21 protein-coding genes and 3 pseudogenes are annotated in these 25,613 nt (G+C 67.3%); 6 read left to right on the plus strand and 18 right to left on the minus strand.

Annotated elements, in window-relative coordinates; translation table 11 throughout:
- Positions 1–76: 76 nt before the first annotated feature.
- The gene (locus E8M83_RS14540) at positions 77–460 is read right to left on the minus strand and encodes a hypothetical protein (protein WP_137174063.1); all 384 of its coding nucleotides are present in this window, start codon (positions 458–460) and stop codon (positions 77–79) included.
- A 76-nt stretch (positions 461–536) separates the two neighbouring features.
- Positions 537–1,439, minus strand: coding sequence for a helix-turn-helix domain-containing protein (locus E8M83_RS14545; protein ID WP_137174064.1), 903 nt, complete (start codon positions 1,437–1,439; stop codon positions 537–539).
- A gap of 219 nt (positions 1,440–1,658) precedes the next feature.
- On the opposite strand from E8M83_RS14545, the gene E8M83_RS14550 reads away from it, so the two are divergent.
- The 6 genes and pseudogenes from E8M83_RS14550 (at position 1,659) to ppk2 (ending at position 6,245) form a co-directional block, all read left to right on the plus strand.
- A complete protein-coding gene (locus tag E8M83_RS14550) occupies positions 1,659–2,066 on the plus strand; it encodes a heme-binding protein (RefSeq protein ID WP_137174065.1) in 408 nt (135 codons plus the stop codon).
- A gap of 45 nt (positions 2,067–2,111) precedes the next feature.
- Positions 2,112–2,924 carry an SDR family oxidoreductase gene (locus tag E8M83_RS14555; protein WP_137174066.1) on the plus strand — a complete coding sequence of 271 codons (813 nt, stop codon included), beginning with the start codon at positions 2,112–2,114 and terminating at the stop codon, positions 2,922–2,924.
- A 99-nt stretch (positions 2,925–3,023) separates the two neighbouring features.
- Positions 3,024–3,458: a nuclear transport factor 2 family protein gene (locus E8M83_RS14560; RefSeq protein ID WP_206077461.1), complete on the plus strand. Its 435-nt coding sequence runs from the start codon at positions 3,024–3,026 to the stop codon at positions 3,456–3,458.
- Positions 3,455–4,603 (plus strand): annotated as a pseudogene (locus E8M83_RS26275) (monovalent cation:proton antiporter-2 (CPA2) family protein); the annotation flags it as partial. The gene E8M83_RS14560 and the pseudogene E8M83_RS26275, both read left to right, overlap by 4 nt.
- A gap of 33 nt (positions 4,604–4,636) precedes the next feature.
- A complete protein-coding gene (locus tag E8M83_RS26280) occupies positions 4,637–5,233 on the plus strand; it encodes an NAD-binding protein (protein WP_229491559.1) in 597 nt (198 codons plus the stop codon).
- A gap of 91 nt (positions 5,234–5,324) precedes the next feature.
- Entirely contained in the window at positions 5,325–6,245 is a 921-nt protein-coding gene (gene ppk2, locus E8M83_RS14570; protein WP_137174068.1) for a polyphosphate kinase 2, read from the plus strand.
- Positions 6,246–6,272: 27 nt separating this feature from the next.
- Here the strand turns inward: ppk2 and E8M83_RS14575 are convergent, their stop codons facing one another.
- From E8M83_RS14575 to E8M83_RS14640, 16 genes and pseudogenes are all read right to left on the minus strand, one after another.
- A complete protein-coding gene (locus tag E8M83_RS14575) occupies positions 6,273–7,730 on the minus strand; it encodes an ATP-binding protein (RefSeq protein ID WP_137174069.1) in 1,458 nt (485 codons plus the stop codon).
- A 4-nt stretch (positions 7,731–7,734) separates the two neighbouring features.
- Entirely contained in the window at positions 7,735–8,442 is a 708-nt protein-coding gene (locus E8M83_RS14580) for a response regulator (protein WP_137174070.1), read from the minus strand.
- Positions 8,414–9,721 (minus strand): ABC transporter substrate-binding protein, encoded by a 1,308-nt coding sequence (locus E8M83_RS14585; RefSeq protein ID WP_137174071.1) that lies wholly within the window; start codon positions 9,719–9,721, stop codon positions 8,414–8,416. The genes E8M83_RS14580 and E8M83_RS14585 overlap by 29 nt, the downstream gene beginning before the upstream one ends.
- Positions 9,722–9,791: 70 nt before the next feature.
- A complete protein-coding gene (locus tag E8M83_RS26565) occupies positions 9,792–10,172 on the minus strand; it encodes a chitobiase/beta-hexosaminidase C-terminal domain-containing protein (protein ID WP_373995055.1) in 381 nt (126 codons plus the stop codon).
- A pseudogene (locus E8M83_RS26570) lies at positions 10,155–11,396 on the minus strand (family 20 glycosylhydrolase); the annotation flags it as partial. The pseudogene E8M83_RS26570 and the gene E8M83_RS26565, both read right to left, overlap by 18 nt.
- Positions 11,382–12,305 (minus strand): annotated as a pseudogene (locus tag E8M83_RS26575) (glycoside hydrolase family 20 zincin-like fold domain-containing protein); the annotation flags it as partial. The pseudogenes E8M83_RS26575 and E8M83_RS26570, both read right to left, overlap by 15 nt.
- A gap of 116 nt (positions 12,306–12,421) precedes the next feature.
- Entirely contained in the window at positions 12,422–13,669 is a 1,248-nt protein-coding gene (locus E8M83_RS14595) for an ABC transporter substrate-binding protein (protein WP_137174072.1), read from the minus strand.
- Positions 13,666–15,582 (minus strand): MFS transporter, encoded by a 1,917-nt coding sequence (locus E8M83_RS26285; RefSeq protein WP_137174073.1) that lies wholly within the window; start codon positions 15,580–15,582, stop codon positions 13,666–13,668. Before E8M83_RS26285 ends, E8M83_RS14595 begins: the two co-directional genes overlap by 4 nt.
- Before the next feature lie 108 nt (positions 15,583–15,690).
- The gene (locus E8M83_RS14605; RefSeq protein ID WP_137174074.1) at positions 15,691–18,357 is read right to left on the minus strand and encodes a TonB-dependent receptor; all 2,667 of its coding nucleotides are present in this window, start codon (positions 18,355–18,357) and stop codon (positions 15,691–15,693) included.
- A gap of 348 nt (positions 18,358–18,705) precedes the next feature.
- Positions 18,706–19,812: an acyltransferase family protein gene (locus E8M83_RS14610; RefSeq protein WP_137174075.1), complete on the minus strand. Its 1,107-nt coding sequence runs from the start codon at positions 19,810–19,812 to the stop codon at positions 18,706–18,708.
- 174 nt (positions 19,813–19,986) lie between these two features.
- A complete protein-coding gene (locus E8M83_RS14615; protein WP_137174076.1) occupies positions 19,987–20,814 on the minus strand; it encodes an ABC transporter ATP-binding protein in 828 nt (275 codons plus the stop codon).
- Positions 20,811–22,019: an MFS transporter gene (locus tag E8M83_RS14620; protein ID WP_137174077.1), complete on the minus strand. Its 1,209-nt coding sequence runs from the start codon at positions 22,017–22,019 to the stop codon at positions 20,811–20,813. Before E8M83_RS14620 ends, E8M83_RS14615 begins: the two co-directional genes overlap by 4 nt.
- On the minus strand, positions 22,019–22,789 hold the full coding sequence (locus E8M83_RS14625; protein ID WP_137174078.1) for an ABC transporter permease: 771 nt from the start codon (positions 22,787–22,789) through the stop codon (positions 22,019–22,021). Before E8M83_RS14625 ends, E8M83_RS14620 begins: the two co-directional genes overlap by 1 nt.
- Before the next feature lie 13 nt (positions 22,790–22,802).
- Complete coding sequence (locus E8M83_RS14630; RefSeq protein WP_137174079.1) at positions 22,803–23,696, minus strand: ABC transporter permease; 894 nt, start codon at positions 23,694–23,696, stop codon at positions 22,803–22,805.
- Positions 23,693–24,772, minus strand: coding sequence for an ABC transporter substrate-binding protein (locus E8M83_RS14635; protein ID WP_229491536.1), 1,080 nt, complete (start codon positions 24,770–24,772; stop codon positions 23,693–23,695). The genes E8M83_RS14630 and E8M83_RS14635 overlap by 4 nt, the downstream gene beginning before the upstream one ends.
- A 10-nt stretch (positions 24,773–24,782) precedes the next feature.
- Positions 24,783–25,532, minus strand: a complete 750-nt coding sequence (locus E8M83_RS14640) for a class II aldolase/adducin family protein (protein ID WP_170976812.1) — start codon at positions 25,530–25,532, stop codon at positions 24,783–24,785.
- Positions 25,533–25,613 lie beyond the last annotated feature (81 nt).

A 25,613-nucleotide genomic window follows, 5' to 3' on the forward strand; every position in this document is an offset into this window, starting at 1 on the left:
CAGTCGAGTGACATGCGCCGCGATGCGGAGATCGTGATCGGCCAGGGGGCGCCGCGGATGCGGCGCAGGCAGGCCTCTAGGGCCTGCGCGGGGGCTTGAGCGGAGGGAACGAGGCGTGAATGGCAGGCGGTGGCGCCCGTGGCGCGACCGCGCCTCCGGGCCTGCCGGACAATCGCAGGCCGAGGTCTTCGTAGACGGAATCGTGGACGTCGGCGCCGGCCGGCGGTTCATCAGGGTCGATGTCGCAACCAGCCTGGCAATCGTAGCCGCCGCCGAGGTAGGCGTCGGCGAACAGGGGCACGGCGGCATCCGTCTCGAGATCGGCCGTGTGGATGAGGACTTCGGAAGGTGTGACGTGTTCCGTCGCTGCGGCCGGCTGCATCGCGGATGCGGCCATGGCCAGGGCAAACATGTTCAGGGGGAGCAGCAGGGTCAGGCAGATGACGATGAATCGTCTCATATACGGGGCGAGAGTCGGAACGGCACCAGTATAGCACGGCGTCCGGACACCATCCGTCCGGCTCGAGGGCCGGCCTCTAGCGCCACTCTCCCGAACGCGCGGCGCACAGCCGCGCATACCTGGCCGGCGTCACCCCCACTGCCAGCCGGAAACGCCGCGTAAAGTAGCTCTGGTCGGCATACCCCACCAGCGCCGCCACCTGCGACAGCGGCAGCCGCCCGTGCCGGATCAGCGCTTGCGCGCGCGCCATGCGCATCCGTTCCAGGTAGGCCATCGCGCTGCAGCCGGTGCTGTGCCGGAACAGCCGCGCGAAATGGAAGCGGCTGACGTTGGCGACGCCGGCCAGCATCTGCAGGTCGATCTCCTCGTGCAGGTGGGCGTCGATGAACTCCTTCACCCGCTGCAGGCTGCGCGGGTTCAGGCCGCGCGGCGCGCGCTCGCGCGGGGCCAGCTGGCAGTTGAAGCGGTGCACCAGGTGCAACGCCAGCGCGCTCGACAGGGCCTGGCTGACATAGGCCTGGGCCGGATGCGGCGGACCCTCGATCTCGGCCAGGAACAGCGCCACGATCCGCTCCACGAAGGGATCACGGGCCGAGAAGCAGTTGACCAGCGCAGTCGTGGGCAGCGCGCCGCGCAGCGACGTCTCGGCCGCCTGCTGCAGCAGCGCCGGCGGCACCCGCATCAGCATGATCGCGCCGGGACCGTCCCAGGCCCACTCCGACGGCATGCCCCGCGGATGGATGCCGATATTACCGGGACCGATCATCGCGCTATGGGTCTGGCCGCCGCGCACCTGGGTCAGGCGCACCGTGCCAGAGATGCGCATCCCGATCACGTCCTGCTCGAGCACACCAGAACCGACCCGGCCGGCCGCTTTCCACTCATAGACATCGATGCCGACGCCGCCCCATGGGCGGTCCTGGCTGCTCGCGACGGGCGCGGCCAGCAGGCGATTGTCAGGGTTGGGCGCAGGGTACATGGCGACTCCAGCTCACGGCAAGCAAGTACCAGAAGTTAGCAATAAATTACCACGCTGCGGCCCATGTTTTAAAGATAATCGGTATCAGGTGCTGGCGGTTGCTACCGGAACCACCCGGGCCGGGGCGAGTCTCCGACCTTGGTCATAGCCCGCCACCTGCCCATGGTGGCAGCCGCCCTCGCCCGATCCATGACCCTCGTTCGACGAAGGAGCAACCATATGACTATCAGCATCGCGCAGGCGCAGGCGGTCATCGAGGCGGCGCAGGCCAGGGCCACGGCCCTCGGCGTCCCCGCCGTCATCTCGGTGATCGACGGCGGCTGCCACCTCAAGGCATTCCAGCGCATGGATGCGGCGCCGCTGGGATCGATCGATATCGCCCTGGGCAAGGCCAGGACCGCGGCGCTGTTCGCCTGCAACAGCGAAGACGTCTGGGAGTACTGCAAGCCCGGCGCGCCGGCGCCCGGGCTCGAGCTCAGCAACGGTGGGCTCATGACCTTCGCCGGCGGCATGTCGCTCAAGTCCGGCGATGGCGCGGTGCAGGGCGCCATCGGCGTCTCGGGCGGCGCCGTGACCCAGGACCAGGAAATCGCCCGCGCCGGCGCCGCGGCCTTCAGCGCCCGCTGAAGCGCACCTTCCCTTCACTTCACCACCATATAAAGGAGCACCGACATGTCCAAGACGATCCTGATTACTGGCGCCGCCGTCGGCTTCGGCCGTGGCGCCGCCATCGGCATGGCCCGCAACGGCCACAAGATCATCGCCACCGTGCACGTCTCGTCCCAGGTGACGGCCCTGCGCGAAGAAGTGCAGGAACTGGGCCTGGCCGACCGCATCCGCGTGGAGAGGCTCGACCTGACCGACCCATACGACATCGACCAGGCGGTGGGCTGGGAGGTCGACGTCCTGTGGAACAACGCCGGCATGGGCGAGGCGGGGCCAGTGTGGGAAATCCCGGTCGACCTGGTGCGCAAGAACTACGAGGTCAATGTATTCCTGCCGCTCACGCTCACCCAGCGCGTGGTGCGCAAATGGATCGACGGCGGCAAGCCGCAGGGCAGGAAGGTGGTCTTCACCTCGTCGATGGGCGGCCTGTTCACGCCGGCCAACTGGGGCACCTATGTCTCGACCAAGCATGCGCTGGAAGCGATCGCTGAAGCGCTGCAGCAGGAATTGGCGGCCTATGGCATCCGGATCCAGACCATCAATCCGGGCGCCTACTACACCGGCTACAACGAGACCATGGCCGACAACCCCTTCCGCTGGCTGGTCGAAGGCAAGCACCTGACCAGCCGCGCGCAGCTGCGCAAGGGCTTCGACGACTTCTTCGCCACGCCCGAAGGCAAGATGGATCCGAAGGAGATGATCGACCGGATGATCGACATCGTCCCGGCCGACAGCGGCAAGTTCCGCAACGTGATGCCGAAGGCGATCGAGGACATGCTCAGGCAGCATCAGCTGGCCGCCTGGGACAACACGATCTAGCACGCCATGCCATCCCTTGCCCGAACCCTGTGCCTGGCGGCCCTGTTGCTGGCCGCCGGCACTTCCCTCCCCCTGCAGGCAAACGACGCGAGCGCCTCCATGACTACGCAGACCGAATCGAGCAACAAGGACAGGGTGCGGGCTGCCTTCCAGGCCTGGTCCGACGGCACCGGCGGCCCGTTCGCCCTGCTCGCCGACGACGCCCAGTGGACCATCGTGGGCAGGTCGCTGGCCTCGCGCGCCTACCCGGACAAGGCCGCCTTCATGAACGAGGTAATCCATCCCTTCAATAGGCGCATGGCAAAGCCGCTGCGCCCGACCGTCCGCCAGCTGCATGCCGACGGCGACACGGTGATCGTATTCTTCGACGCCCAGGGCACCGCCGTCGATGGCAAGCCCTATGTCAATACCTACACCTGGATCATGGAGATGCAAGGTGACCAGGCGACCAGGGTGTGGGCCTTCTTCGACGCCATCGAGTTCAACGACCTCTGGACCCGGGTCAAGCCGGCGCCGGCCAGCGGAACGCCATGAACGCGGCGGCGCCGGCGCACGGGGCGGCCAGCACGGCGGCGGCCGTCGAACTGGTGCCGATCCTGGTGCTGCTCGGCGCCGCCGTGCTGGCCGTGCCCCTGTTCAAGCGTCTCGGGCTGGGGTCGGTGACCGGCTATCTGGCGGCGGGCATGGTCGTGGGCCCGTTCGGCCTGCAGGTCGTGGCCGATCCCGGGGCGATCCTGCACATCGCCGAGCTGGGCGTCGTGATGTTCCTGTTCGTGATTGGCCTCGAAATGCAGCCGTCGCGCCTATGGACCATGCGCGGCGAGATCTTCGGCCTCGGCTTCGCCCAGGTGGCCGGCGCCAGCGCTGTGCTCACCGTGTTCGGGATGGTGCTGGGTTTCCCGTTCGCCCAGAGCTTCGTGGGCGGCACCGGTTTCGTGCTGACCTCGACCGCGATCGTGATGCAGATGCTCGAGGAGCGGCGGGTGCGCGGCCTGCCGCGCGGCCGGCGCACGATCGCCATCCTGCTGCTCGAAGACCTGGCGATCGTGCCGCTGCTGGCGGTGGTGGCCCTGCTGGCGCCAGGCACGGAGCGCATCGCCGGCATCGAAAGGATCGAGGCCCTGGCCGTCGGCGCCGCCAGCATCGCCGGGCTGGTGCTGGCCGGACGCTTCCTGCTCGACCCCTTGTTCAGGATGCTGGGCCAGGCGCGGGCGCGCGAAGTCATGACCGCCGCCGCGCTGCTGGTGGTGCTCGGCGCGGCCTACGCCATGCAGCTGGGCGGCCTGTCGATGGCGATGGGCGCCTTCCTGGCCGGGGTGCTGCTGTCAGAGTCCACCTTCCGGCACCAGCTCGAGGCCGACATCGAGCCGTTTCGCGGCATCCTGCTCGGCCTGTTCTTCCTGGGCGTCGGCATGGCGCTAGACCTGGGCGTGATCGCCAGCGCCTGGCAGCAGGTGGCGCTGGCCGTCGCCGGCTAGATGCTGCTCAAGATGGCGGTGATCTACTGCGTGGCCCGCATGTTCGCCCTCGACAACCGCGAAGCGGTCGGGCGCGCCGTGCTGATGGCCCAGGGCGGCGAGTTTGCCTTCGTGTTGTACGCGGCCGCCACCGCGGCCGGCATCCTCGACGCCCGCGCGAACGCTATATTGACCACCGCCGTCATCGTCTCGATGATCCTGACGCCGTTCCTGATCATGCTGTACGACGCTGTCATGCCGAAATGGGCGCCCTCGCCCGGTCGCACGGCGGCGCCGGCCGACCTGCGGGCCAACGTGCTCCTGATCGGCTTCGGGCGCTTCGGCCAGATCGTCAGCCAGCCGCTGCTCGAGAACGGCTACTCGCTGTCGATCATCGAGACCAGCACCCAGGCGATCTTCGACCTCGAGCCGCTGGGCTTCAAGGTGCATTATGGCGACGGCGCCCGGCTCGACATCCTGCATGCGGCCGGCGCGCCTGAGGCGCGCATGATCGTGGTGGCCATCGACGACCGCCAGGCCTGCCTCACGATCGTGGAGATCGCCAAGGCCGAGTTTCCTCATATCCCGGTGCTGGCGCGCGCCTTCGACCGAGAGCATGCCATCGAGCTGATACGCGCCGACGTCGACTGGCAGGTGCGCGAGACGGTGGAATCGGCCTTGTCGCTGGCCAGCAAGGCGCTGGAACTGCTCGAACCGGACGCCCTGGTGCGCGCCCAGGTCATGGACACCGTGCGCCGGCGCGATGCCGAACGGCTGGCGATCCAGGTCACCGAGGGGCTGTATGCGGCGCCGGGACTGGTCAGGAACAACGCGCCGGTACGGCCCGACTGAGCGCACGACCGGCCTGTCATATCGGTGACACGCAATGGCACTAGACTGGCATGGATTTTTCGCCATCCATCTTCTGCTTGAGGAGGCCGCCGTGCCCGCCGTCCAATCCACCGACCTCACCCAGCGCGTGCAGCGCGACCTGACCGACAGCTACGACGAGGAACTCGAACTCGAGCTCGATGATCGCGACCTCGATCCCGAAACACTGCTGCCCTCGCCCACCCGCAGCGAGCAGGAGAAAGAAGCCCGTCGCCAGTATTTCCATGAGCTGTTCCGCCTCCAGGCCGAGCTGGTCAAGCTGCAGGACTGGGTCGTGCACACCGGCCACAAGGTCGTGATCCTGTTCGAAGGCCGCGACGCCGCCGGCAAGGGCGGCGTGATCAAGCGCATCGCCCAGCGTCTCAATCCCAGGGTCTGCCGGGTAGCCGCGCTGCCGGCGCCGAACGACCGCGAACGCACCCAGTGGTACTTCCAGCGCTATGTGTCGCACCTGCCGGCGGCGGGCGAAATCGTGCTGTTCGACCGCAGCTGGTACAACCGGGCCGGGGTCGAGCGCGTGATGGGCTTTTGCACCGATGATCAGTACGATGAATTCTTCCAGACCGTGCCGGAATTCGAGCGCATGCTGGTGCGCTCCGGCATCCAGCTGATCAAGTACTGGTTCTCGATCTCGGACGAAGAACAGAATGCGCGCTTTCTAAGCCGCATCCACGATCCGCTCAAGCAGTGGAAGCTGAGTCCGATGGACCTCGAATCACGCCGGCGCTGGGAAGAATACACCCGGGCCAAGGAAATCATGCTCGAGCGGACCCATATCCCGGAGGCGCGCTGGTGGGTGGTGCAAGGCGTGGACAAGAAGCGCGCGCGGCTCAACTGCATCCATCACCTGCTGCAGCAGATGCCGTATGTCGAGGTCGACCGGCCGACGATCGAATTGCCGGAGCGAGAGTATCACGACGATTATGTACGCAGGCCAGTGCCGCCGGAGATCATCGTGCCAGAGGTATTCTAGCGCCTCCTGCAGACTGGCGCCAACAGCTCAGCCGCGACCAGGCAAGCGAACCTGCGCCACCAGCCCACCTTGCGGATGGTTCGACAACTCCAGCCGCCCACCATGCGCCTCGACGATCCCGCGCGCAATACCCAGGCCCAGGCCCATGCCGCCGTCATTGGCGTCGCGCCCATGGGCGAGGCGCACATAGGGATCGAACAGGCTGGCCAGCGCGTCCTCGGGCACGCCCGGACCGTGGTCGCGCACGGCGATCAGCACGCTGCCCGGCTCTTCGCGCGCCGCGATCTCGGCCCTCGCGCCGTAGTAAAGCGCATTGTCGAGCAGGTTGCCGAGCGCGCGCTTGAGCGCCAACGGCTTGCCGCGCACCACGATGCCGGACGGTTCATAGCCAACCTCGTGACCGGCCAACCGGGCGCTCTTGACCATGCGGCCAAGCAGCGCGTCGAGCCGGATCTCGGCCGGGTTCTCGTGGATATCGCTGTCCTTCACGCACTGCAGCGCGCCCTTGACCATCATGTCCAGTTCGTCGAGGTCTTCCTCGAATTCGCCGCGCAGCGCCTCGTCGTCCAGCAGTTCGGCGCGCAGTTTCAGGCGCGTGATCGGGGTACGCAAGTCGTGCGAGATCGAGATGAACAGGCGCTCGCGGTCCTCGATATACCGGCCGATGCGCTCGCGCATGGCGCCGAAGGCGCGCGCCGTATTGACGAACTCGCGGCTGCCGGTTTCGGGCAGCGGCGGACTGGCGTCGTCATGGCCCTGGCCAACGGCGGCAGCGGCATCGGACAATGCGGCCAGGGGCCGCGTGATCGAGCGCACCACCAGCAGGCACAGGATCAGCACCACCGCCAGCGACAGCGCCTGCGGCATCAATCGGTCCCAGCTGAACGGGTCGTTGCCGCTCAAGAAGTAAGGGTTGGGCATCAATGCCGCCATGTACAGCCAGTTGCCCGGTTCGATCTCGGTCTGGATCACCAGGATCGGCGCCGGGTCGGGCTGCAGCAGCAGCACGTGCTGGACCCAGGCGTTCGGCAAGTCTTCCAGGCGCACGTCGTGCTCGGCCACCACCAGCCGGTCGGGCCAGGCGAAGGCCAGCCGGAAGCCCGGCGAATTCGGCAAGTCGCTCTTGAGCGTGGCGGCCACCGTGCCGATCACCTGGTCGGCCAGCGGATGCGGGGCGATGTGCTCGATCGGCACATAGGCGTGGTTCAGGTTGACGAAGAAGCGCGTGCCGCCCATCTCGCGCAGCTGCTGGATGATGAGGGCGCGGTAGGCCGGCGGCAGGCTGCGAAAGAAGCGGATCGCGCCGGCCGCGCTGTGCGCCACATACCTGGCCGACGACTGCGCCTCCACCTGCGATTTGTAGCGCAGTTGGCTGGCCCAGATCGTGCTGGCCGCCACTTGCGTCACCAACAGGCCCGCCGCCATCACCAGCATCAGGCGGCCCAGCAGCGAGGCCGGCACCAGGCGCCGCAGCCAGGGCTTCATGTGGCTAGACACTCGACACGCTGACGTCGGCCGAGAACACGTAGCCGGCCCCGCGCACGGTCTTGATCAGGGCCGGCTGCTTGCCGTCGTCGTGCAGGCGCAGCCGCAGGCGGCTGATCTGGACGTCGAGCGAACGGTCCATCGGTCCCGAGTCGCGCCCGCGGGTTTCCTCGCACAACAGGCTGCGGTCGAGGATGATGCCGGGATGCTCGACGAAATACTTCAGCAGCTGGAAATCGAGCCCGGTCAGCGCTACCTGCTCGCCCTCGGGATCGAGCACCTTGCGCTCCATGAGGTCGAGGGTAAAGCCGACGAAGCGGTAGTAGCGCGCGGCCGGCGCCTCCACCGCCGAGCGGCGCAGGATCGCCTTGATGCGGGCCAGCAGCTCGCGCGGGCTGTAGGGCTTGGCGATATAGTCGTCGGCGCCCAGCTCGAGGCCGACGATGCGGTCGGTCTCGTCCGAGCTGGCGGTCAGCATGATGATCGGTACATTCGAGCGCTGGCGCACCTGGCGGCACAGCATGAAGCCGTCGGTGTCGGGCAGCATCACGTCCAGGATCACCAGCGACAGGGCGTCGGCCTGGGCGGCCAGCGCAGCCAGGAAGCTCTCGCCGTCGTGCGACAGGATCACCTCGTACTGGTTCTTCTCCAGGTAGGTCTTGAGCAGTTCACGGGTCTTCTGGTCATCGTCCACGATCAGTATCTTGCGCACCTGCCACTCCAAGAGGTTTGAGATTGAATAGCCTGAACAGCGCGCCGAGACGGCGCTGGGCCTGGGCCGGCGGAACGGCGTCGTCCAAAAAGAAGCGGTGCACCTCGGCGATGATGGCGTCGCGGCTGGCTTCGTCCAGGGCCATGCGGTGCACCAGGCTGGGCGCCTGCACCGCGGAGCCCCTGGCGAACACCGTCCACGACTGGCGCGCGCAGCTGTCCATCGCGCCTGGGTCGGCGTCGCGCCGCACCGGCACCCCGCCCTTGAGCGCATTGAAGCCGGCCTGCACGCCTGGCGTCACCATCAGCCGCGCCATCTTTTCCTGGGCCGCCATCTGGCGGTAGTCGCCGGCGAACATGGCCAGCGTATCGACGCTGTACAGGTGGTAGTCGGCGGTGCCGGGCGCCGCCGCGCAGCCGAAGTCGCGGTCGGGCAAGGCCTTGAACTCGGCCAGCTCGGCCTTGGCCCAATCGCCCATGATCATCATGCCGGCCTGGCCGCGCGCAAAGCGCCGCACGACTTCGGGCCAGGGCCGCTCGTCGAGTTCTTCGCGCAGCCAGCCCTTGATGGTGCGCAGGCGCTGCAAGGCCTCATGGGTGCGCCGGTCCGCGGCCGCTGCCGGGCTGCGCTGCACGAACAGTTCGCGGTAGAAGGCCGGGCCGCTTTCGGCCAGCACCAGGTTCTCGAACAGCGCCGCCACTTGCCAGGCCTCGCTGCTCTGGGCCAGCGGAGCCACTCCGGCCGCGCGCAGGCGGCGCGCCACGTGCTCGAAGTCGCGCCAGGTCACGGGCGGCTTCAAGCCCAGGCGGGCGAACAGCGGGCGGTTGTAGTACAGCGTATTGACGCGATGAATACCGAGGGGAGCCGCCACCACGTGGCGCCGGTGTACCACGAGTTGCCCGATGGTCGGGAACAGGAAACCGCGCCAGTCGCCGTCATCGGCCACGTTATCGAGTTCGAGCAGCAGGCCCAGGTCGGCCCATTCGGCGATCGAAGGGCCGATCAGCTGGGTCACTTCAGGGGCGTCGCCGGCCAGCACCCTGCCCTTGAGGACCTTGCCGGCGCCCAGCCCGGCGCCGCCGGGAATGGCGGCGTCCTGCCACGCAATGCCTTCGCCGGCCAGGGTCGATGCCAGCAGGTCGGCGGCCTTGCGTTCGCTGGGCGAGGTCCACCAGTGCAGCACCTGCAGGCCAGGACGGTCGGCTGCCGGCGTGGCGGCGCAGGTGCCGGCCAGGAGCAACGCCCCCATCATGACACCCAGCCAGATCACCTTCTTCATCGACGCATCCACCAACGGTCCCGCTGAAAGCACCGACTATATAGCACGGTCGGCAAATTCGGCAAGGGCGCTAGCGCCGTTCGATGCTCGCGACCTGCCCCATCCTGCCATTGCGGTCGAAGGCGGCGGCGCGGATCGTGCCGCGCACGGCGATCGGGCCGTTCACCACCGGGCTGCCGGCGGTCGGCACGCTGCCGTCGACCGTGTAGCGCAGGGTCATCCCGGGCAGCACGTGGTTGACCCTCACCTGCCCGCCCTCTTCGATCATGCCGGGCGGCGCGATGCGGTAGGCGACCTTCGAGCCGTCCAGGTCGAGGCGCGGCAGCACGCGCTGGCCGAGGGCATTGACGAAACCGGTCCAGGCGCCGCGGTGCAGCAGCGCGGCCCTGGCCGCGTCACTTTCCGTCGCCCAGGCCGGATCCGGCGCCCAGCCGCGCTCGGCCACCGCCACCAGGCGCGGCATCACCAGGTAGTCGATGCGTGCCGGGTCGCGCACGGTTTCGACGAACAGATTGGCCTGCAGGCCGCGCACGCGGCGCTTGCCGTAGTCGGTCAGGCGGTCCTTGCCGATGCGCGATGCCTCCGGGGCGTTCTTGTTGATGTCGAGCGGGATGAAGTCGTGCACCGTGTCCAGTTCGACGTAGGCGCCCCAGTTCACGCCATGCTCGTCGGGATTGGCGTTGTGCGCCATGTCCATGTACATGCGGGTCACCGGCGTCAATACGATGTCGTAGCCGGCGTTGGCCAGGCGATAGGCCAGGTCTTCGTTGCCGACCGTGTTGTTCCACACATAGGCCGAGAAGCCGCGCTCCGGGAAGCGCGGATTGGGGATCAGCTTCGGGCGGCCATCGAGCATCGTCTGGCGCGCGGCCAGCTCTTCCCAACCCGACATGAACAGGCCGTGCTGGCGCATGATCTTGTCCACGCGATCGTAGAAATAATCCCACAGGTCGACCACGGTCTCGAGATTATGCTTCTTCATCATCGCCGCGCTGACGGGCGACTTTTCCCAGGCGCCGTGGGCCAGCTCGTCGCCGCCCATGTGGATGGTCGACAACGGCACGCCGGCCTCGCGGTGCAGCGCCACCACTTCGCGCACCACGTGCTCGATGAAGGTGTAGCTCGATTCATGGCCCGGGTTGATCACATTGTCGCCGAACAGCTGCGGCGAGTTGTACACCGAGCGGTCCTCGAGGTCGTTGAGCAGGTATTTCGAGTAGTCCTTGTCGCCGGCCGCCTTCAGGCGGTGGTAGCGCGATTCCATCGCCTGGACGGCGGCGCGCGCGTGGCCCGGCATCTCGATCTCGGGGATGACCTCGATATGGCGCGCCTGCGCGTAGCGCAGGATTTCCTTGTACTCGTCGCGGGTAAAGTAGCCGCTGCCGCTGGGATCCTTCGGGTCGGGGCCCGAACCGTAGGCCGGCTGCAGGCGCACGCCCGGTTTCGCGGCGTGGCCGCGCACCGCGCCGATGTCGGTCAGCTCGGGCAGGCCGGCGATCTCGAGGCGCCAGCCTTCGTCGTCGGTCAGGTGGAAGTGGAACTTGTTCAGCTTGAAGCGCGCCATCAGGTCGAGCCATTTGAACACCGTTTCCTTGCCGTGGAAGTTGCGCGACACGTCGAGCATGAAGCCGCGGTAGCCGAAGCGCGGGGCGTCGACGATGGTCAGCTCGGGCAGCGCCGGCGACTTGGCGCCGGGCAGCGGCATCAGGTCGCGCAGCGACTGCAGGCCATGGGCCACGCCGGCCGCGCTATTGCCGACGATGGCGATGCCGCCGTTGGCGGCGATGCTCAGCCGGTAGGCTTCGGGCGAGGTTTGGCCGGGAACGTTGCCTATTGAGAGGCGCAGCGCCGGACCGCCACTGGCGGGCAGGCTGGATGGGAATAGCGAGCGCGCCAGCGCCGCTTCGTTGGCCAGGGTCGGCGGCGCGTCGATCTTCGGCAAGCCCTTGAGCGCCAGCGTGCCCTTGCCGGCATCGAGCCGCAGCGGCGTCGGCAAGACCTTCGGCACCGCGGCGGCCGGCAGCAATTCGGTGCGCGCATTGCGCTGGTAAGTGTCTTGCGGGGTAACCAGCGAATGCGGGCTGTCCTTGACGCCGGCCTGGGGCGGCTGCGCCAGCGGCACGACCTGGTAGTCGAGCGCGACGCCGGTGTCCGGCGCAGCGTCATATACCAGGTAGGGGCCGGACGGCGCTTTCGACGAGGTATAGACCGAGTCCGAATGCTGGTAGTTGAACTCGATCGCCTGGCCCGGGGCGAGTCCCTTGAAGCCTGGCCCCGGATACAGGCGGAACAGGCCGCCGGCGATCTGTTCGAGCTGGAGGCCGCCCGACTGCACGCCCTTGGGCATGCGGTCGATGGCATTGAAGTAGAGCGACCATCCCTGCGCCGGCAAGGCCTGGGCGTCGCGGTTGGTCAGGGTGAAGCGCGCCGGCGAACTGCCCTTCGGCAGCTGTGCGCTCGCCACGGGGCGCTGCAGCTCCCATTCCAGGTGCAGCTTGGCGCCATTGGCCACGGCAGTGGCGGCTGCGGGCGCTGCCTGCGCCAGCGCCTGCGCCGGCATGGCAAATGCGACCAGCGCCGCCATCAAGGTCGACGCCACCGCGCCGCCATATTTATTTGTTTTACCCAAGAGTGTCTCCCATTTGCGCAGCAAGGCTGCCCATCACAATCACACCGGCGAAGGCACCGACCGGTGCGGCGTTATTTTTGCCTTGGTGTATACCATTTGGCAAATCCTTCCTGCAGCCTGGCCGCGCCTTCCTTCGGCGCCAGGCTGCCATTCAATACCTGCGACGTCACCTTCCACAACTCGATTTCCATGCTCGGCTGGCCGCGATTGAGCACCTGCGCATTGACGCGGATGGTCGACGCGCAGCGCTTGCGCCACTCGGCCATCTGCTTGGCCACCGGGTCGCGCACCGCGATCAGGTGGTGCGACAGGGTGAAGAAGCCGGTCAGCCGGTTGGTGTACAGGTCGGCGAATTCCTGCGAGCCCACCCAGGCCATGAATTTATAGGCGTCTTCCTTGTTCCTGGAATTGCGGTTCACGCCCAGTCCCAGGTCCATATGGTCCGAGATATGGCAGGCCGCGCCTTCGCGCGGCACCGGCGGCGGGAACACCCCCAGCGACAGCCCCGGCGTGCGGCTGAAATGCGCGATGTCCCACGAGCCGGCCGGATAGATCGCCGCCCCGCCGGAGGCGAACCTGGCCTGGCTGGCGGCATAGGTCTGCCTGGCGGCGCCCGATGGCAGGTAGCGGCCCATGCGCGCGGTAAACGCGAGCGCATCGACGTAAGGCTGGTCGGTGAGCCTGGCGCGGCCGGCGATCAGGGCCTTGCGCCCCTCTTCGCCGCGCCAGAAGTTGGGCCCGATATTCGTGTAGACGATCTGGCTCGATTCCCACTGCTCGGCCGTGCCCAGCGCCAGCGGCGTGACGCCCGCCTTCTTGAGCACATCGAGCACGCGGAAGAAATCGTCCGCCGTGCGCGGCGGTTGCAGGTCGAGCCGCCGGAAGATGTCCTTGTTGTAGAAGAAACCGTGGATGACCGACGCCACCGGCATGCAGAAGGTGTCCTTGCCGTCGTCGGTCTGCCAGGCCACCAGGCTCGGGGCATCGAAGTTCTGCAGCCCCGGCTTGCCGTCCAGCCGGTCGAGGTGGCCGCCCTGGTACAGGGCCAGCGACAGGTCGAACGGCCGGCACGCGATCAGGTCGCCCGCCGTGCCCTTGGCCAGGCGTTCGCCGAGGGCGGCGTCGTAGCCGGTGGGCGCGGTCGGCGCGAACGTCACCTTGACGTCGGGATGGTGGCGCGCGAAGGCCGGCAGCAAGACGTTTTCCCACAAGGCCTTGTCGTCCGCGCGCCAGCTCTCGATCACCAGGGCGCCGGCGCCGGCCGGCAAGGCGGCCCCCGCCAGCACCGCGCCGAGCAGCCGCTTGGAGAGCCGCCTCACCCGTGCTGCTCCTTGGCTCCCCGCTTGGCCCTGGGCGCCGCGAACAGCCGCTCGATCTCTTCCAGCGACTTGCCCTTGGTTTCGGGCAGGAAGAAGGTGGCGGTGATGAAGTACACGGCGGTGCAGGCGCCCCAGAACAGGAACATCATGTGGTAGCCGAAGTTGCCGACGATCGGCAGGAAGGCGCCGGCGATCAGGGTGCCCGTGCCCTGGTTGATCAGCAGCGCCACGCCCATGCCCACCGACCGGATCCGGGTCGGCATCAGCTCGGACAAGGCCAGCCACACGCACACGCCGGGGCCGATCGAGAACGAGGCGATGAAGAAGGCGATGAACAGGGCCGCCAGCAGGCCGCTCTGTTCGTCCGGCGTCGGCCCCACGGTGGCGCGCACGATCTGCAGTGGCACGCCATCCGGCGAACCCTTCGGCGGCTGCACGGACACCCGCTGGGCCATGTACACGCGGCGCGCCGCATCGACCGTGGCGCGCGCCTCGGGCGCAAGACCCGCGATCATCTGCTGGGCGGCGTCCAGCGCCGCCGGATCGCCGCGCCCGCTCCAGGCGGCGCGGGCGCCCTCGAGCAGCGCACCCTGGGCCGGCGGCAAGGTGGCCGCCAGGGCCGCCTCGCGCGCCAGCACGGCGTGCGCTTCGGCGGTCGGCGTATAGGCTTCGGCCACCTGCTGGGCGTCGCCGTACTGGTACAGGATCGTCAGCTGCACCGGGCCCGCGCCGGCGCCCAGTTTGGCGTCGACCAGGTTGAGGTCGATCGTATTGCCGCTGACCAGCGCCGCCACCTCGGTGCGCACGTCGACCCGCTGCGATTCGAAACGGTGGAACAGCAGCGCCAGCAGGCACAACGACACCATGATGCCGGCAGTGCCGATCTTGAGCAGGAACACGCGCCCCTTGCGCTCGACCAGCATGATGGCGCCGACCGTCATCACCATGTTCAGGATCTTGATCGCCGTGCCATGGCTGGCCGCGCTCACCGGATCGAGGCCGGCGTGCTGCAGGATGGTCGACATGAACTGCAGCAGCGAGTTGATGCCGGTCGCCTGGTTGCAGCCGAGGATCACGCAGGCCAGCACGAACGGCAGCACATAGCGCCGCTCGGTCAGCATCTCGGCCAGGGCCGCGCCGCGCGCCAGCTTGGGGCGCGCGCGTTCTTCGGCCAGCGATGCCTCGATCTCGTCCACCTCGGCGGCGCAGGCGCTGGCCGGCCGCAGGCGTCCCAGCACACCGCGTGCCTGGTCGGCGCGGCCCTGGCGCATCAGCCAGCGCGGCGATTCGGACACGAACAGGCAGCCCAGCAGGAACAGCACGCCCGGATACACCACCGCCATGAACATGCTGCGCCAGGCGTGGTCCGCGGCCGCGGTCGCCGCTACCTGGTCGCTGCCGGCGGCCTGGATCGCCAGCTCGGCATTGCCCAGGTAGTGGTTGCCGATGAAGGCGGCCAGCACGATGCCGGCCGTGAGCGCAAACTGGAATAGTGCGAGTCCCCGGCCGCGGCGGTCGGCCGGCAGGCATTCGGCCAGGTACAGCGGCACCACCACCGCGATCACGCCACCCGAGAGGCCCTGCAGCAGGCGCCCGAGCAGCAGCGGCACGAAGGATTGCGACAGGTAGATGACGGTGACGCTGCCGACGAACAGCAGCGCGCTCACCACCAGCATGGGTTTGCGGCCGAGCCAGTCGGCCAGCATGCCGGCCACCACCGAGCCGAGGATCGAGCCGGCCATCACGGCGGCGACCACCAGCGACAACTGGCCCTCGGTCAGGCTGGTCGCCCGGTGCAGATAGGGCAAGGCAGGGTCGATGATCCCGATGTCGATCCCGTACAGCAGCCCGCCAAGGCCGCAGATCGCCGTCAGGAAGAACAGGTGCATGCGTTGTTTGTTGTCAATGGCCATTCCTGGATTCGCCTCGTTCGATGCTTCTCGTTGCGGGACCGCAGCCGCGCGGTCTCCTGCGCGCGGCTGCTTGCTTACTATACTTGCACTTCTACTTGCTACCGCCAATTACCAGGAGGTGCCGACCCGCAGGCCGAACATGCGCGGATCGTTGTACGACGCCACCGTGAAGCGCTCGTCCGGGCCGCCGATGCCGGCCCAGGTCTTGGCGCGCTTGTCGAAGGCATTGCGCACATACAGCTCGGCATACCATGGATAGCGGTCGCCGTCCGGTCCGTTCAGGCGCAGCGAGCCGTCGACCTGGGCATACGCGCCCTGCACGCTCGACAGGTGGGCTTCATCGAGGTTGCGCAGGTTGAAGAACATCTTGTCCTGCCAGCGCGCCTGGATCCACGGGGTCAGCATCCAGCCGTTGCTGAAGTAGAAGTCCTGCGAGAAGGAGAGGTTCATGGTGCGCGGCGGCGAATACGGCAGGCGGTTGCCGACCACGTTATACGGACGCAGCTGGGCCAGCGAGGTGTCCGGGCCCGAGTAGTAATCCGGACATGGCGTGACGCCCTGGTTCAAGCGCGAACCGCACCCCAGGTCGTCGCTGAAGGTATGGTATTCGGCCACCTTGGCCGACAGCAGCGAGGCCGAGTAGGTGATGCGGGCGTCGCGCCATGGGCGGTACTGGCCTTCGAGCTCGAGGCCCTTGATGTTGGCGCGGCCGATATTGCGGGTCGACCACCAGCTGATCACCGCATTGCAGCCCGGGTCGTCGACAGCGCACGGCCGCTGGTTCTGGCCGACCGTGTGCTGGCCGGTCATCTGCATGTCCTTGTAGCGGCTGTAGAACAGCGTGGCCGAGAGGGTCAGGCGGTCGTCGAGCATCTTGCCCTTGTAGCCGAATTCGAGGTTGGTGACGGTCTCGGGGCTGTATGGCAGGAACGAGTACTGCGGGCCGGCCGGGCCGGTGGCGCAGTCGTAGGGCACGCCGTTCGGGTCGAGCGCATTGCCGCACAGGTTGAAGCGGTCGTTGAAGCCGCCCGCCTTGTAGCCGGTCGACAGCGAGGTATAGAACATATTGCGCGCGTCGACCTGCCAGGTCAGGCCCAGGCGCCCGGTGGTCTTGCGCCAGCCATCCTTGTGGTTGCTGATCGAGGCCGCGGCCGGGAAGGCGCCGCTGCCGTAATAGGCGCCCATGCCCGGCAACAGCATGCTCGAATCGATGCCCTGCCAGCCTGGCGTGCCCGGCGCGCCGGGCGTGTACAGGCCATTGAAGTAATCGGTGCCGTAGGCTTCCCAGAATTGGCCGTTGGCGTCTTCGCGCTCGTCGCGGCTGGTGCGCACGCCGGCGGTCAGCGTCCATTTGGGGATGAATTCCCAGTCGGCCTGGGCAAACGCGGCTTTCGATTCCGAGATGCGGTGCGGCTGGTGGTAGAAGTTCGCCGTCGGATAGCCGTTCGGGCCCCCGCCGCGGAAGTCCTGGCCGTAGTCGAGGCTGTTCTTCTCTTTCATGTAGAACAGGCCGGCCACGTAGCGCAGGCCGCCGAAGTTCTGGCGCAGCTGCAGCTCGTGCACGTCGGAGGCGAATTTCGAGCCCAGCGTATAGGTGCCGTTGTCGTACACCGGCCAGCGGTCGCCGATGCTGGTGGACGTTGCGTCCACGTCGGCCTCGATCGGGTGGTAGCCGCCGTCGCTGTCCTGCTGCTGGAAACGGCGCTGGATCGCGTGCGCGTAGCTGTACTCGATGTCGGTCTGGTCGTTGACGTTCCACACCAGGTTCGAGCGCGCGGTGCGGATCGACATATCGGTGATGCCAGGGATGTTGATCGCCACATTGTATTTGCCCTTGGTGCAGGCATACGGCGTGCCGGCGGCCTGGTCGCAGTCCTTCATGGCGATGTCGCCGGCGTCGTTGTTCTGGTAATTCTCGAATGCGACCAGCCATTGCAGCTTGTCGGTCACCTTCCACAGGCCCGAGATGCGCGCCGCCCACTGGTCGCGGTTGGTGTAGTAGTCGCCCTTGCCCACGTCGCGCGCCAGGCGCTGGTCGGTGTCGGGGATGCCGTCGGCGTAGAAGCCCTTCGACGGCATATTGACGTCGTAGTCGTCGCGGGTCTGGGTGATCCAGCCATCGCGCTTGACGCCGCTGGCGGTCAGGCGCAGCGCGAAGCGGTCGTTGACCGGCAGGTTCTGCACCACCGAGAGCTGGCGCTGGTTGTAGTTGCCGACGTCCAGCATCGCATTGCCTTCGTAGCTGCCGATGACGGGCTTGTTCGGGATGATGTTGATGCTGCCGCCGGTCGAGTTGCGGCCGAACAGCGTGCCCTGCGGACCGCGCAGCACTTCCAGGCGATCGAGGTCGAACAGCAGCGCCAGCGCGCCCTGCGGCCGTGGCGAGTAGATGCCGGCCACGTGCAGGCCGACGGCCGGGTTGCCGATCTCGGTAAAATCGGAGTTGGATACGCCGCGGATGGCGATCTGCACGCCCGAGCTGCCATCGACCGCGCCACCCAGCTGCAGGTTGGGAATGTCGCCCGTCAGCGCCTTGATGTTGACCACGCCCTTGCGGGTCAGTTCTTCCTGGGTCACGGCCGATACCGCGACCGGGGTCTTCAGCAGCGAGGTGCTGTAGCGGGTCGCGGTCACCATCACTTCCTGGATCTTGTCCGCGGCTGGCGGCGTCGCCTCCGCTGCCGTCTCCTGCGCCAGGGCGGGAGCGGCCAGCAGCGCCAGGGCGCCGGCGACGGCTGAACTGATCAAGGTCTTCCTGCGGTTCGATTCAAGCATGCTCATTTCCTTTTGGTAGCGTGACGGTCGATCCCGTCATCTCGATTGATCCCACCTGCGCGTGTGCTGCTGTCGTTTCCACCTTCGTCGTTGCATGTTTTGACAGTAGCACCGTTGCCTGGGCGGGCCAAACGAGGGAGCCTGGGCGCTCGGAAAAATCATAAGCATCTGATTTTTATAGGTTTTCACATCGACCCGGGATCCGACGCTTACACTTCTTTACGTTGAATCGGATTTTTCGCCAAGAAATCCCGGACTGATGGAGTTTCAAGCGAGACAAGTATTCAAAACCTTACAATTCATTACAGAGCGTTGTGCCGCGATTGCAACAACCGGGCCCAACCGTAGTTACAGCTTCACGTAGATGCCGCGTCGATCCATCGCATAGGCGACCAGCCAGCAGGCCAGCATATAGCCCAGCGCAAACAGGAACGAGGCCAGGTAGGGCTCGGTCCACGGCAGGATGGCGCGCGCGTACAGCCATTGATAGAGCGACATCCCGCCGACCCGCAGGCGCACCAGCGCCACCACGCCGACCGTCGACAGCATGTAGATGAACAGGGTGTTCTTGCCGAACACGTCGAAGAAATACGTCCCGGCGCGCAGCCCCCGCATATCGATCGCCCACACCAGCACGGCCAGCAGTGCCAGGTTCCAGCCGACGCTGCACACGACATAGGCGCTGGTCCACAGCTTCTTGTTGATCGGGAAGGCGCCATCCCAGCCATGGGCGAGCAGCACGCAGGCAGCGCCGGCCACGAACAGCGCCGCCACTGTACGCACACTGCGGCCCTTGTGTTCGAGCCAGGCGACGGCGAGATAGCCGCCCAGCACATTGACGACTGCCGGCAAGGTGCTCAGGATGCCTTCCGGGTCGAAAGGAATGCCGTCGCCGGTGTACATATGCGAGGCGCCCAGCACGGCCAGGTCGAGCGTGCGCACGGCGTTGCCCGCCAGGGTGTAGTCCCCGAACTGCCACAGGATCCACCAGTAGCCGAGCAGCAGCGCCGCGCTGGTCGCGAGCGCGCCGCGCACGCCGCCGTAGCGCACGACCAGGGCCGCGACCAGGTAGCACAGGCCGATGCGCTGCAGGACGCCCATGACGCGCACCGTATCGAAGGGGATGAACTGGCCGTCGGCCGTGAAGAACGGGAACCAGTACAGGAAGAAGCCGCACAGGAAGATCAGGATGCCGCGCTTGAACACCGTGCGCAGGAAGCTCGGGTTGTCCATGGCCGCCAGCTTCTTCATGCTCAGGCGCAGCGCGCAACCGACCACGAACAGGAACGACGGGAAGACGAGATCGGTCAGCGAATAGCCGTGCCACGCGGCGTGCACCAGCGGCGCGTACTGCGTGCCCCAGCTACCGGGCGTGTTCACGACGATCATCAGGGCCAGGGTCAGGCCGCGCAGGACGTCGATCGAAAGATTGCGGGAAGGGGTCGAAGGGGGCATCTCAGGGTTTCCGTTTGACGTGACGGTTTCGACCGTAGCACGCGGAAACACTGGGCGGCAATTAACTGAGCGATCCTGCCGTGGATTTCGCAAGCCATTGATTCAAAAGGATTCAGCTGCATTTCGCAGCTGATGCGGCTTACACTTCTTTACACAGGACCGAGGTGGGCGGCGTCAGTCGCCAGCCTCATCCCCGCGCTCGCCGAAATCGGCCAGCAAGCCGTCGCGCAGCGCGACGAAGGCCGCATCGCGGCGCTGGCGCGGATGCGGTAGCGGTACCGCCTGGATGCGCCGCACCCGGCCCGGACGCGCCTCGAGCACCACCACCCGGTCGGCAAGGTATACTGCCTCCTCGATATCGTGGGTCACCATCAGCATCGTGATGCCCTCTTCCTGCCACAGGCGCCGCAACTCCTTCTGCATGTGCAGGCGGGTAAGCGCATCGAGCGCGCCGAGCGGTTCGTCGAGCAGCAGCACGTCGGGCCGCCCGACCAGGGCGCGCGCGATCGCCGCGCGCTGCGACATGCCGCCCGAGAGCTGGTGCGGATAAGCGCCGGCAAAGCCGTCCAGGCCGACGCGCGCGATCTCGGCCGCCACCCGGCGCCGGCGCTCGGCGGCCGGGACATCGGTATTGGTGAAGGCCATTTCGACATTCTGTTCCACCGTGAGCCACGGGAACAGGCGGTGATCCTGGAAGATCAACCCACGCTGAAGAGTCGGGCCATCGATCGGCGCGCCGTCGTGCAGCAGTGTGCCCTGGTAGTCGGGATCGAGCCCGGCCAGCAGCCGCAGCAGGGTCGACTTGCCGCAGCCGGAACCGCCGACGATGGCGACGAATTCGCCCGGTTCGACGGCCAGCGAGATATCGTCCAGCACCAGCAGCGATTCACCTTTCAAGGGGAACGATTTGCTGACATGGTCGATGCGCAGGCCGGCGCCGCGCCGGGGCGTTGTCGCGGGCTGTTGCCGGTCCGCCGACGGGATGGGTGTGGCGAGCGTCATGCTTTTTCTCCTTGTTTGAATTGATAGAACAGCCAGGCCGCCAGCCACGGCAAGGTCCACAGCAGGAACACATTGCGCAGCCCGACCAGGTCGCCCAGCCGGCCGGCGGCCAGCGCGCCGAGCGTGCCGGCCGCCATGCCGAACAGGGTCAAGTGGGCCGAGACGCGCGCCTTGTCCACCGGCGCGTGCGCGATGCGGCTGGTGTTGACCAGGGCATTCACGCCCAGGCCCAGCCCGAGCAGCACCGACGCACCCAGGTAGCTGCCCGTGGTCGGATAAAGACCGAGCAGCAGCAAGGCGCCCATGATGGCAAGGTGGGCTGCGCCATAGATGCGATCTCGATGGCGGCTGCCCAGCACCGCATCACCCAGCCCGAGCAGCACCGCCACGAAACTGATGCCCTGCACCGCCATCAGCCAGACCGCGTGGTCCTGCGGCCAGTGCAGCACCTGGATCGCGAGCAGGATCGAGAACACGCCCACGCTCGATGCGGTAAAGCTGGCCAGCACCTCGAACAGATAGGTCGTGCGCACCACGGGCAGGCGCAACAGCTCGCGCCAGCCCGATGCGTCGGTCCCCCTGCCTTGCGTGCGATGCCCGGTATGATCCGGCAGCACCTGCCAGCCCAGCACCGCCAGGATGGCGAACATCATTGCAGAGATATAAAAACCACCCGTCAACCCCAGGTGGGCGATAACGTAATTGCCGGTGAGCGGACCGGCGAACTGGATGCCGAGCATCAGCGTGCCCTTGTACCAGCCGGCCTTGCCCTGCCCCAGCTCGGGCAGGCGCACCAGGAACACGGTGCTCATCGCCACGATGCGCAGCGCGATGCATAGGCCAACCAGGAACATCAGCACCGCCACCCACTGCCAGCCGGGTAGCCAGGGCAGGATGCAGAACAGGCCGGACAAGGTCAGGCTAATGGCCGCGTACAGGAATTTCGGATTGCCGCGCGCCAGGATGCGCCCGGCCGGCAGGGTGCCGATCGCCATCGCGGCCGTCTCGGCGCTGCTGATCAGGGCCAGCTGGAAGTTGGTCACGCCCAGGTGCAGGCCGAACATCGTGGCCAGCACCTTGTTCATTCCGATCGTCATCCCCGACAGCATGGTCAGGCCGATGAAGCCGACCAGGAAGCGCCGTAGCTCCTGCGGCGCGAACAGCGGCGCGCTGGCCGGGCCGGCGCCGCGCGTCAGGTCGCTCATCAGGCCGACCTTCCACGCACCAGCAACCGTGCGGCGCGCGTGAACAGCAGGTTCAGCACCAGGGCCAGCAAGGCGATCACCAGCACCGACAGCAGCACCACGTCCATCCGCCCGGTCTGTTCGCTGACCAGCAGCAGCGAACCGATGCCCGGCGCCGCCGCGAACAGCAGCTCGCCACCGAGGCAGGCCAGCCAGGCGAACACCTGGGCATGGGTGACGCCGGTGATGATCGCCGGCAGCGCGGCCGGCAGCAGCACGCGGCGGAACATCTGGCCACGGCTGAAGGTCAGCATGGCGCCCACTTCGCGGTAGCGCACATCGACCTGGCGCATGCCCTCGAAGGTGTTCAATACCGTCGGATAAAAGGCCGCTATCCCGATGATCAGGAGCTTGGCGAATTCACCGCTGCCGGCCCACAGGGCGATCAGCGGCACGAGGCCCAGCAGCGGCACCTGGCGGATCGTGTGATACAGCGGCCCGACCAGGCGCTCGGCCACGCGCGACTGCGCCATCAGGGTGCCGGTCGCGATGCCGAGCAGCGCCCCGCACACGAGTCCCGTCAGGGCGCGTTCCAGGCTGGCGGCGACGTGCAGCGCCAGCGTGCCGTCGCTTAGCAGCTCCTGCAAGCCGGTCCACAGCTCTTCGAGCGGCACGAACACATAGGCGGCACTGGCGCCGCGGCCGGACGCCCACTGCCAGGCCAGCAGCAGGAGCGCCGGCAATACCAGGCCGCGCGCGGCGGCGCCGACACCGTTCCATATCGCTTTCATGGTCACTCCGGGATCAACGGCGCTGCCAGCGCATCAGGTAAGCCTCGAGCAGGCGAAAGCCGCGGTCCAGCGCCAGGCCGACCAGGCCGGTGAGCACCACGCCTACCATGACCACGTCGAGCCGGAACATCTGGCGCGCCATCTCCATCATCTGCCCCAGGCCGTTCTCGGCCGCCAGCAGCTCGGCGCCGACCAGCACCATCCACGAGCGGCCCAGTGCGATCCGCACCCCGGTCAGCGTGGCCGGCACGATCGCCGGCAACACCACCTTGCGGACCACCTGCAGCCGCGAGAAGCGCAGCATCGCCGCGACCTCGAGATAGCGCACGGGCAGGCTCTTGATTGCGTCATGCACCGCCAGCGCCACGATGAAGAAGCTGGCCTTGGCGACGATGACGACCTTGAAGGTCTCGCCGATGCCGAACACCAGGATGAACAGCGGGATCAGCGCCACCGAAGGGATCTGGCGCAGTACCTGGAAGGTCGGCGCCGAGTACGCGTCCAGGCGCGGCGACAGCCCCACCAGAAGCCCGAAAGCGACACCGAGCACGCTGCCGAAGCCGAAGCCCGACAGCAGGCGGACCAGGCTGATCGACAGGTGCTCGCCCAGTTCACCGCTCTGCACCAGTTCCCAGCCGCTTGTGACGACCTGCCAGGGCGGCACCAGGATCTGTTCCGGCGCCAGCGCCAGTTCGGTGGCGGCGACCCAAAAGGCCAGCACCAGCAGCGGCGAGGTCCAGCTCGAGAAGCGCCAGTCCAGCCAGCGCTCGACCAGGCCGCGCTGCTTGCGCGGCCGCGTGGCCCGGGCAGGCACGGGAGCCCCGGGATGGCCCGGCTGGGCCACCTTGCGCGCATGCTCGGCCAGGCCCAGGCCGCGCGCTCCGGCCGTCAACACGCCTGGATTCATCGGCTCGCCCACAGGTTCTGCAGCTTGAGCTGGGCCAGCGCCTGCTCCACGAACTGCGGGGCATACAGTTTGCTGGTGTCGAGCGGGCGGCCGATCAGGCGCGCCTGATGCGCGTAGGCGGCGCCGGCAGCGTAGTGGGCACGCAGCTCGGGCGTGAACAATGGCGCCCAGCGCGCGTTCCAGTTGGTGTTGTCGCCTTCCCATTCGCGCTCGACCAGGCTGCGCGACTGGCCGGCCGCGACCTCGTGGCGAAGATAGTTCTCGCGCCCGTTGTCGCCGATCGCGCTCTGGTGCGCCTTGACGTAGGCGGTCGCCACCAGCTGCGCCAGTTGTGGATGTTTCTTCAGGAACGCGCTGTCGCCCCACACCTCGGCGCGCATCTTCCAGTTCTGCGGTGCCTGTTTGCTGGACCAGATGATCTTGCCGACTTTTTTATCCTCGAGCAGGAAGGCGTCGCTCAAGGTGAAGAAAGCATCGGCGCTGCCGCTGGCCACCGCCGAAGCGCCGGCCTGCGGATTCAGGTTCAGGATGCGCACGTCCTTTTGCGTCATGCCGTTGGCGGCCAGCAGCCGCGAGAACGGGAATTCCCACGGCCGGCCGCGGTGCAGGGCGATCTTCTTGCCCTTCAAATCCTTGATCGAGCGCGCGTTGGAATTGGCTGGCACCACCAGATAGGTGTTGTTCATGCTGCCGCCCGGGACTACCAGCTGGGTGCTCAGGCCCGAGGCATTGGCGATGATCGATGGCAGGTCGCCGTACTGGGCGAAGTCGATCGACTTGTTGGCGAAGGCTTCGTTGACCTGGACCGCCACCGAGTTGGTAGTGACCGGCACCCACTCGAGCTTGACGCCGAGCTTGCCCAGTTCGGCCGCCAGCCAACCCTGCTCCGCCACCAGTGCGGACGAGCCGGCGAACTGGGTCTTGCCCGACGGGCCGGTGCGCGAGACGGCGGCGATCCTCAACGCCGGCGGCAAGGTGTCGGCAGCCACGGCGCGCAGGCTGGTCGAGAGGATGGGCAGCAGCGCCGCCGACAGGGCCAGGCGACGCTGGCGGGAGAATGGCGAAACAGGCATCATCGCTTCCTCATCACAGGTCGGTCGCCGGCAGCAGCGACAGCGAACGGGCCTGGTCGATCAGCTTGCTCATCTTCCACTGCTGCAGCAGGACGCCAGGGCCGAAGTCGCGCGAACCGCCCACCGCCTCGGCCGCGATCTGGATCTTGGCCCCTTCTTCGAGCAGCAGGATGAATTCGGCCGTCTTGAGCAGGCCCTGCTTGCCCCACACGGTGGAGCCGCCGTTGGCTTCCAGGATCGCCGTCGCGTGCGGGTTCTTCGCGATCTCGTCGAGAATGAAATCGACTTCGGGCTGGCGGCGGTCGATGTAGATCGGGATTTCACGGATCAGCTGGAAGCGCTGCACCGGCACGTAGCGGATCGGCAGGGTGCGGTGGGTCTGGGCCCAGGCGCCCAGCGCCGGCGAATGGACGTGCGAGATCGTGGTCACGTCGGGGTGCGTGTTGAACAGCTTCAGGTAGCGCGCCGCCCCGCCGCCGCCATTGTTGTTGCCGGCGTAGATCGTGCCGTCCAGCCCCGCGACGGTGGCCACCAGCGGCTCGCCCTTGCGGAACGGGCCCGGGTCGTTGACGATCACGACCAGGTCTTCGCCCGGCACGCGCTCCACAAAGCCCACGGTGCCGAAGGCGGTCAGGCTGCCGGTCTCGCGCAGGGCGCTGAACGCCAATTGGGCATCCTTGCGGGTTTGTTCGACGAAGGCCAGCACCTTCTCGGTCAGGCGGGTGGCGGTATCGGGTTTGACTGCTTCGAGGGTATCGCTCATGGTGGTTCTCCGGTGTCGGTTGCTTCGATATCGTTAAAGGTTGCAAGACGTATGCCAGCCCTGGGAGACGACAACTGTTGG

This window comes from Massilia sp. HP4, from assembly GCF_005222695.1.
Lineage (GTDB): Bacteria > Pseudomonadota > Gammaproteobacteria > Burkholderiales > Burkholderiaceae_D > Telluria.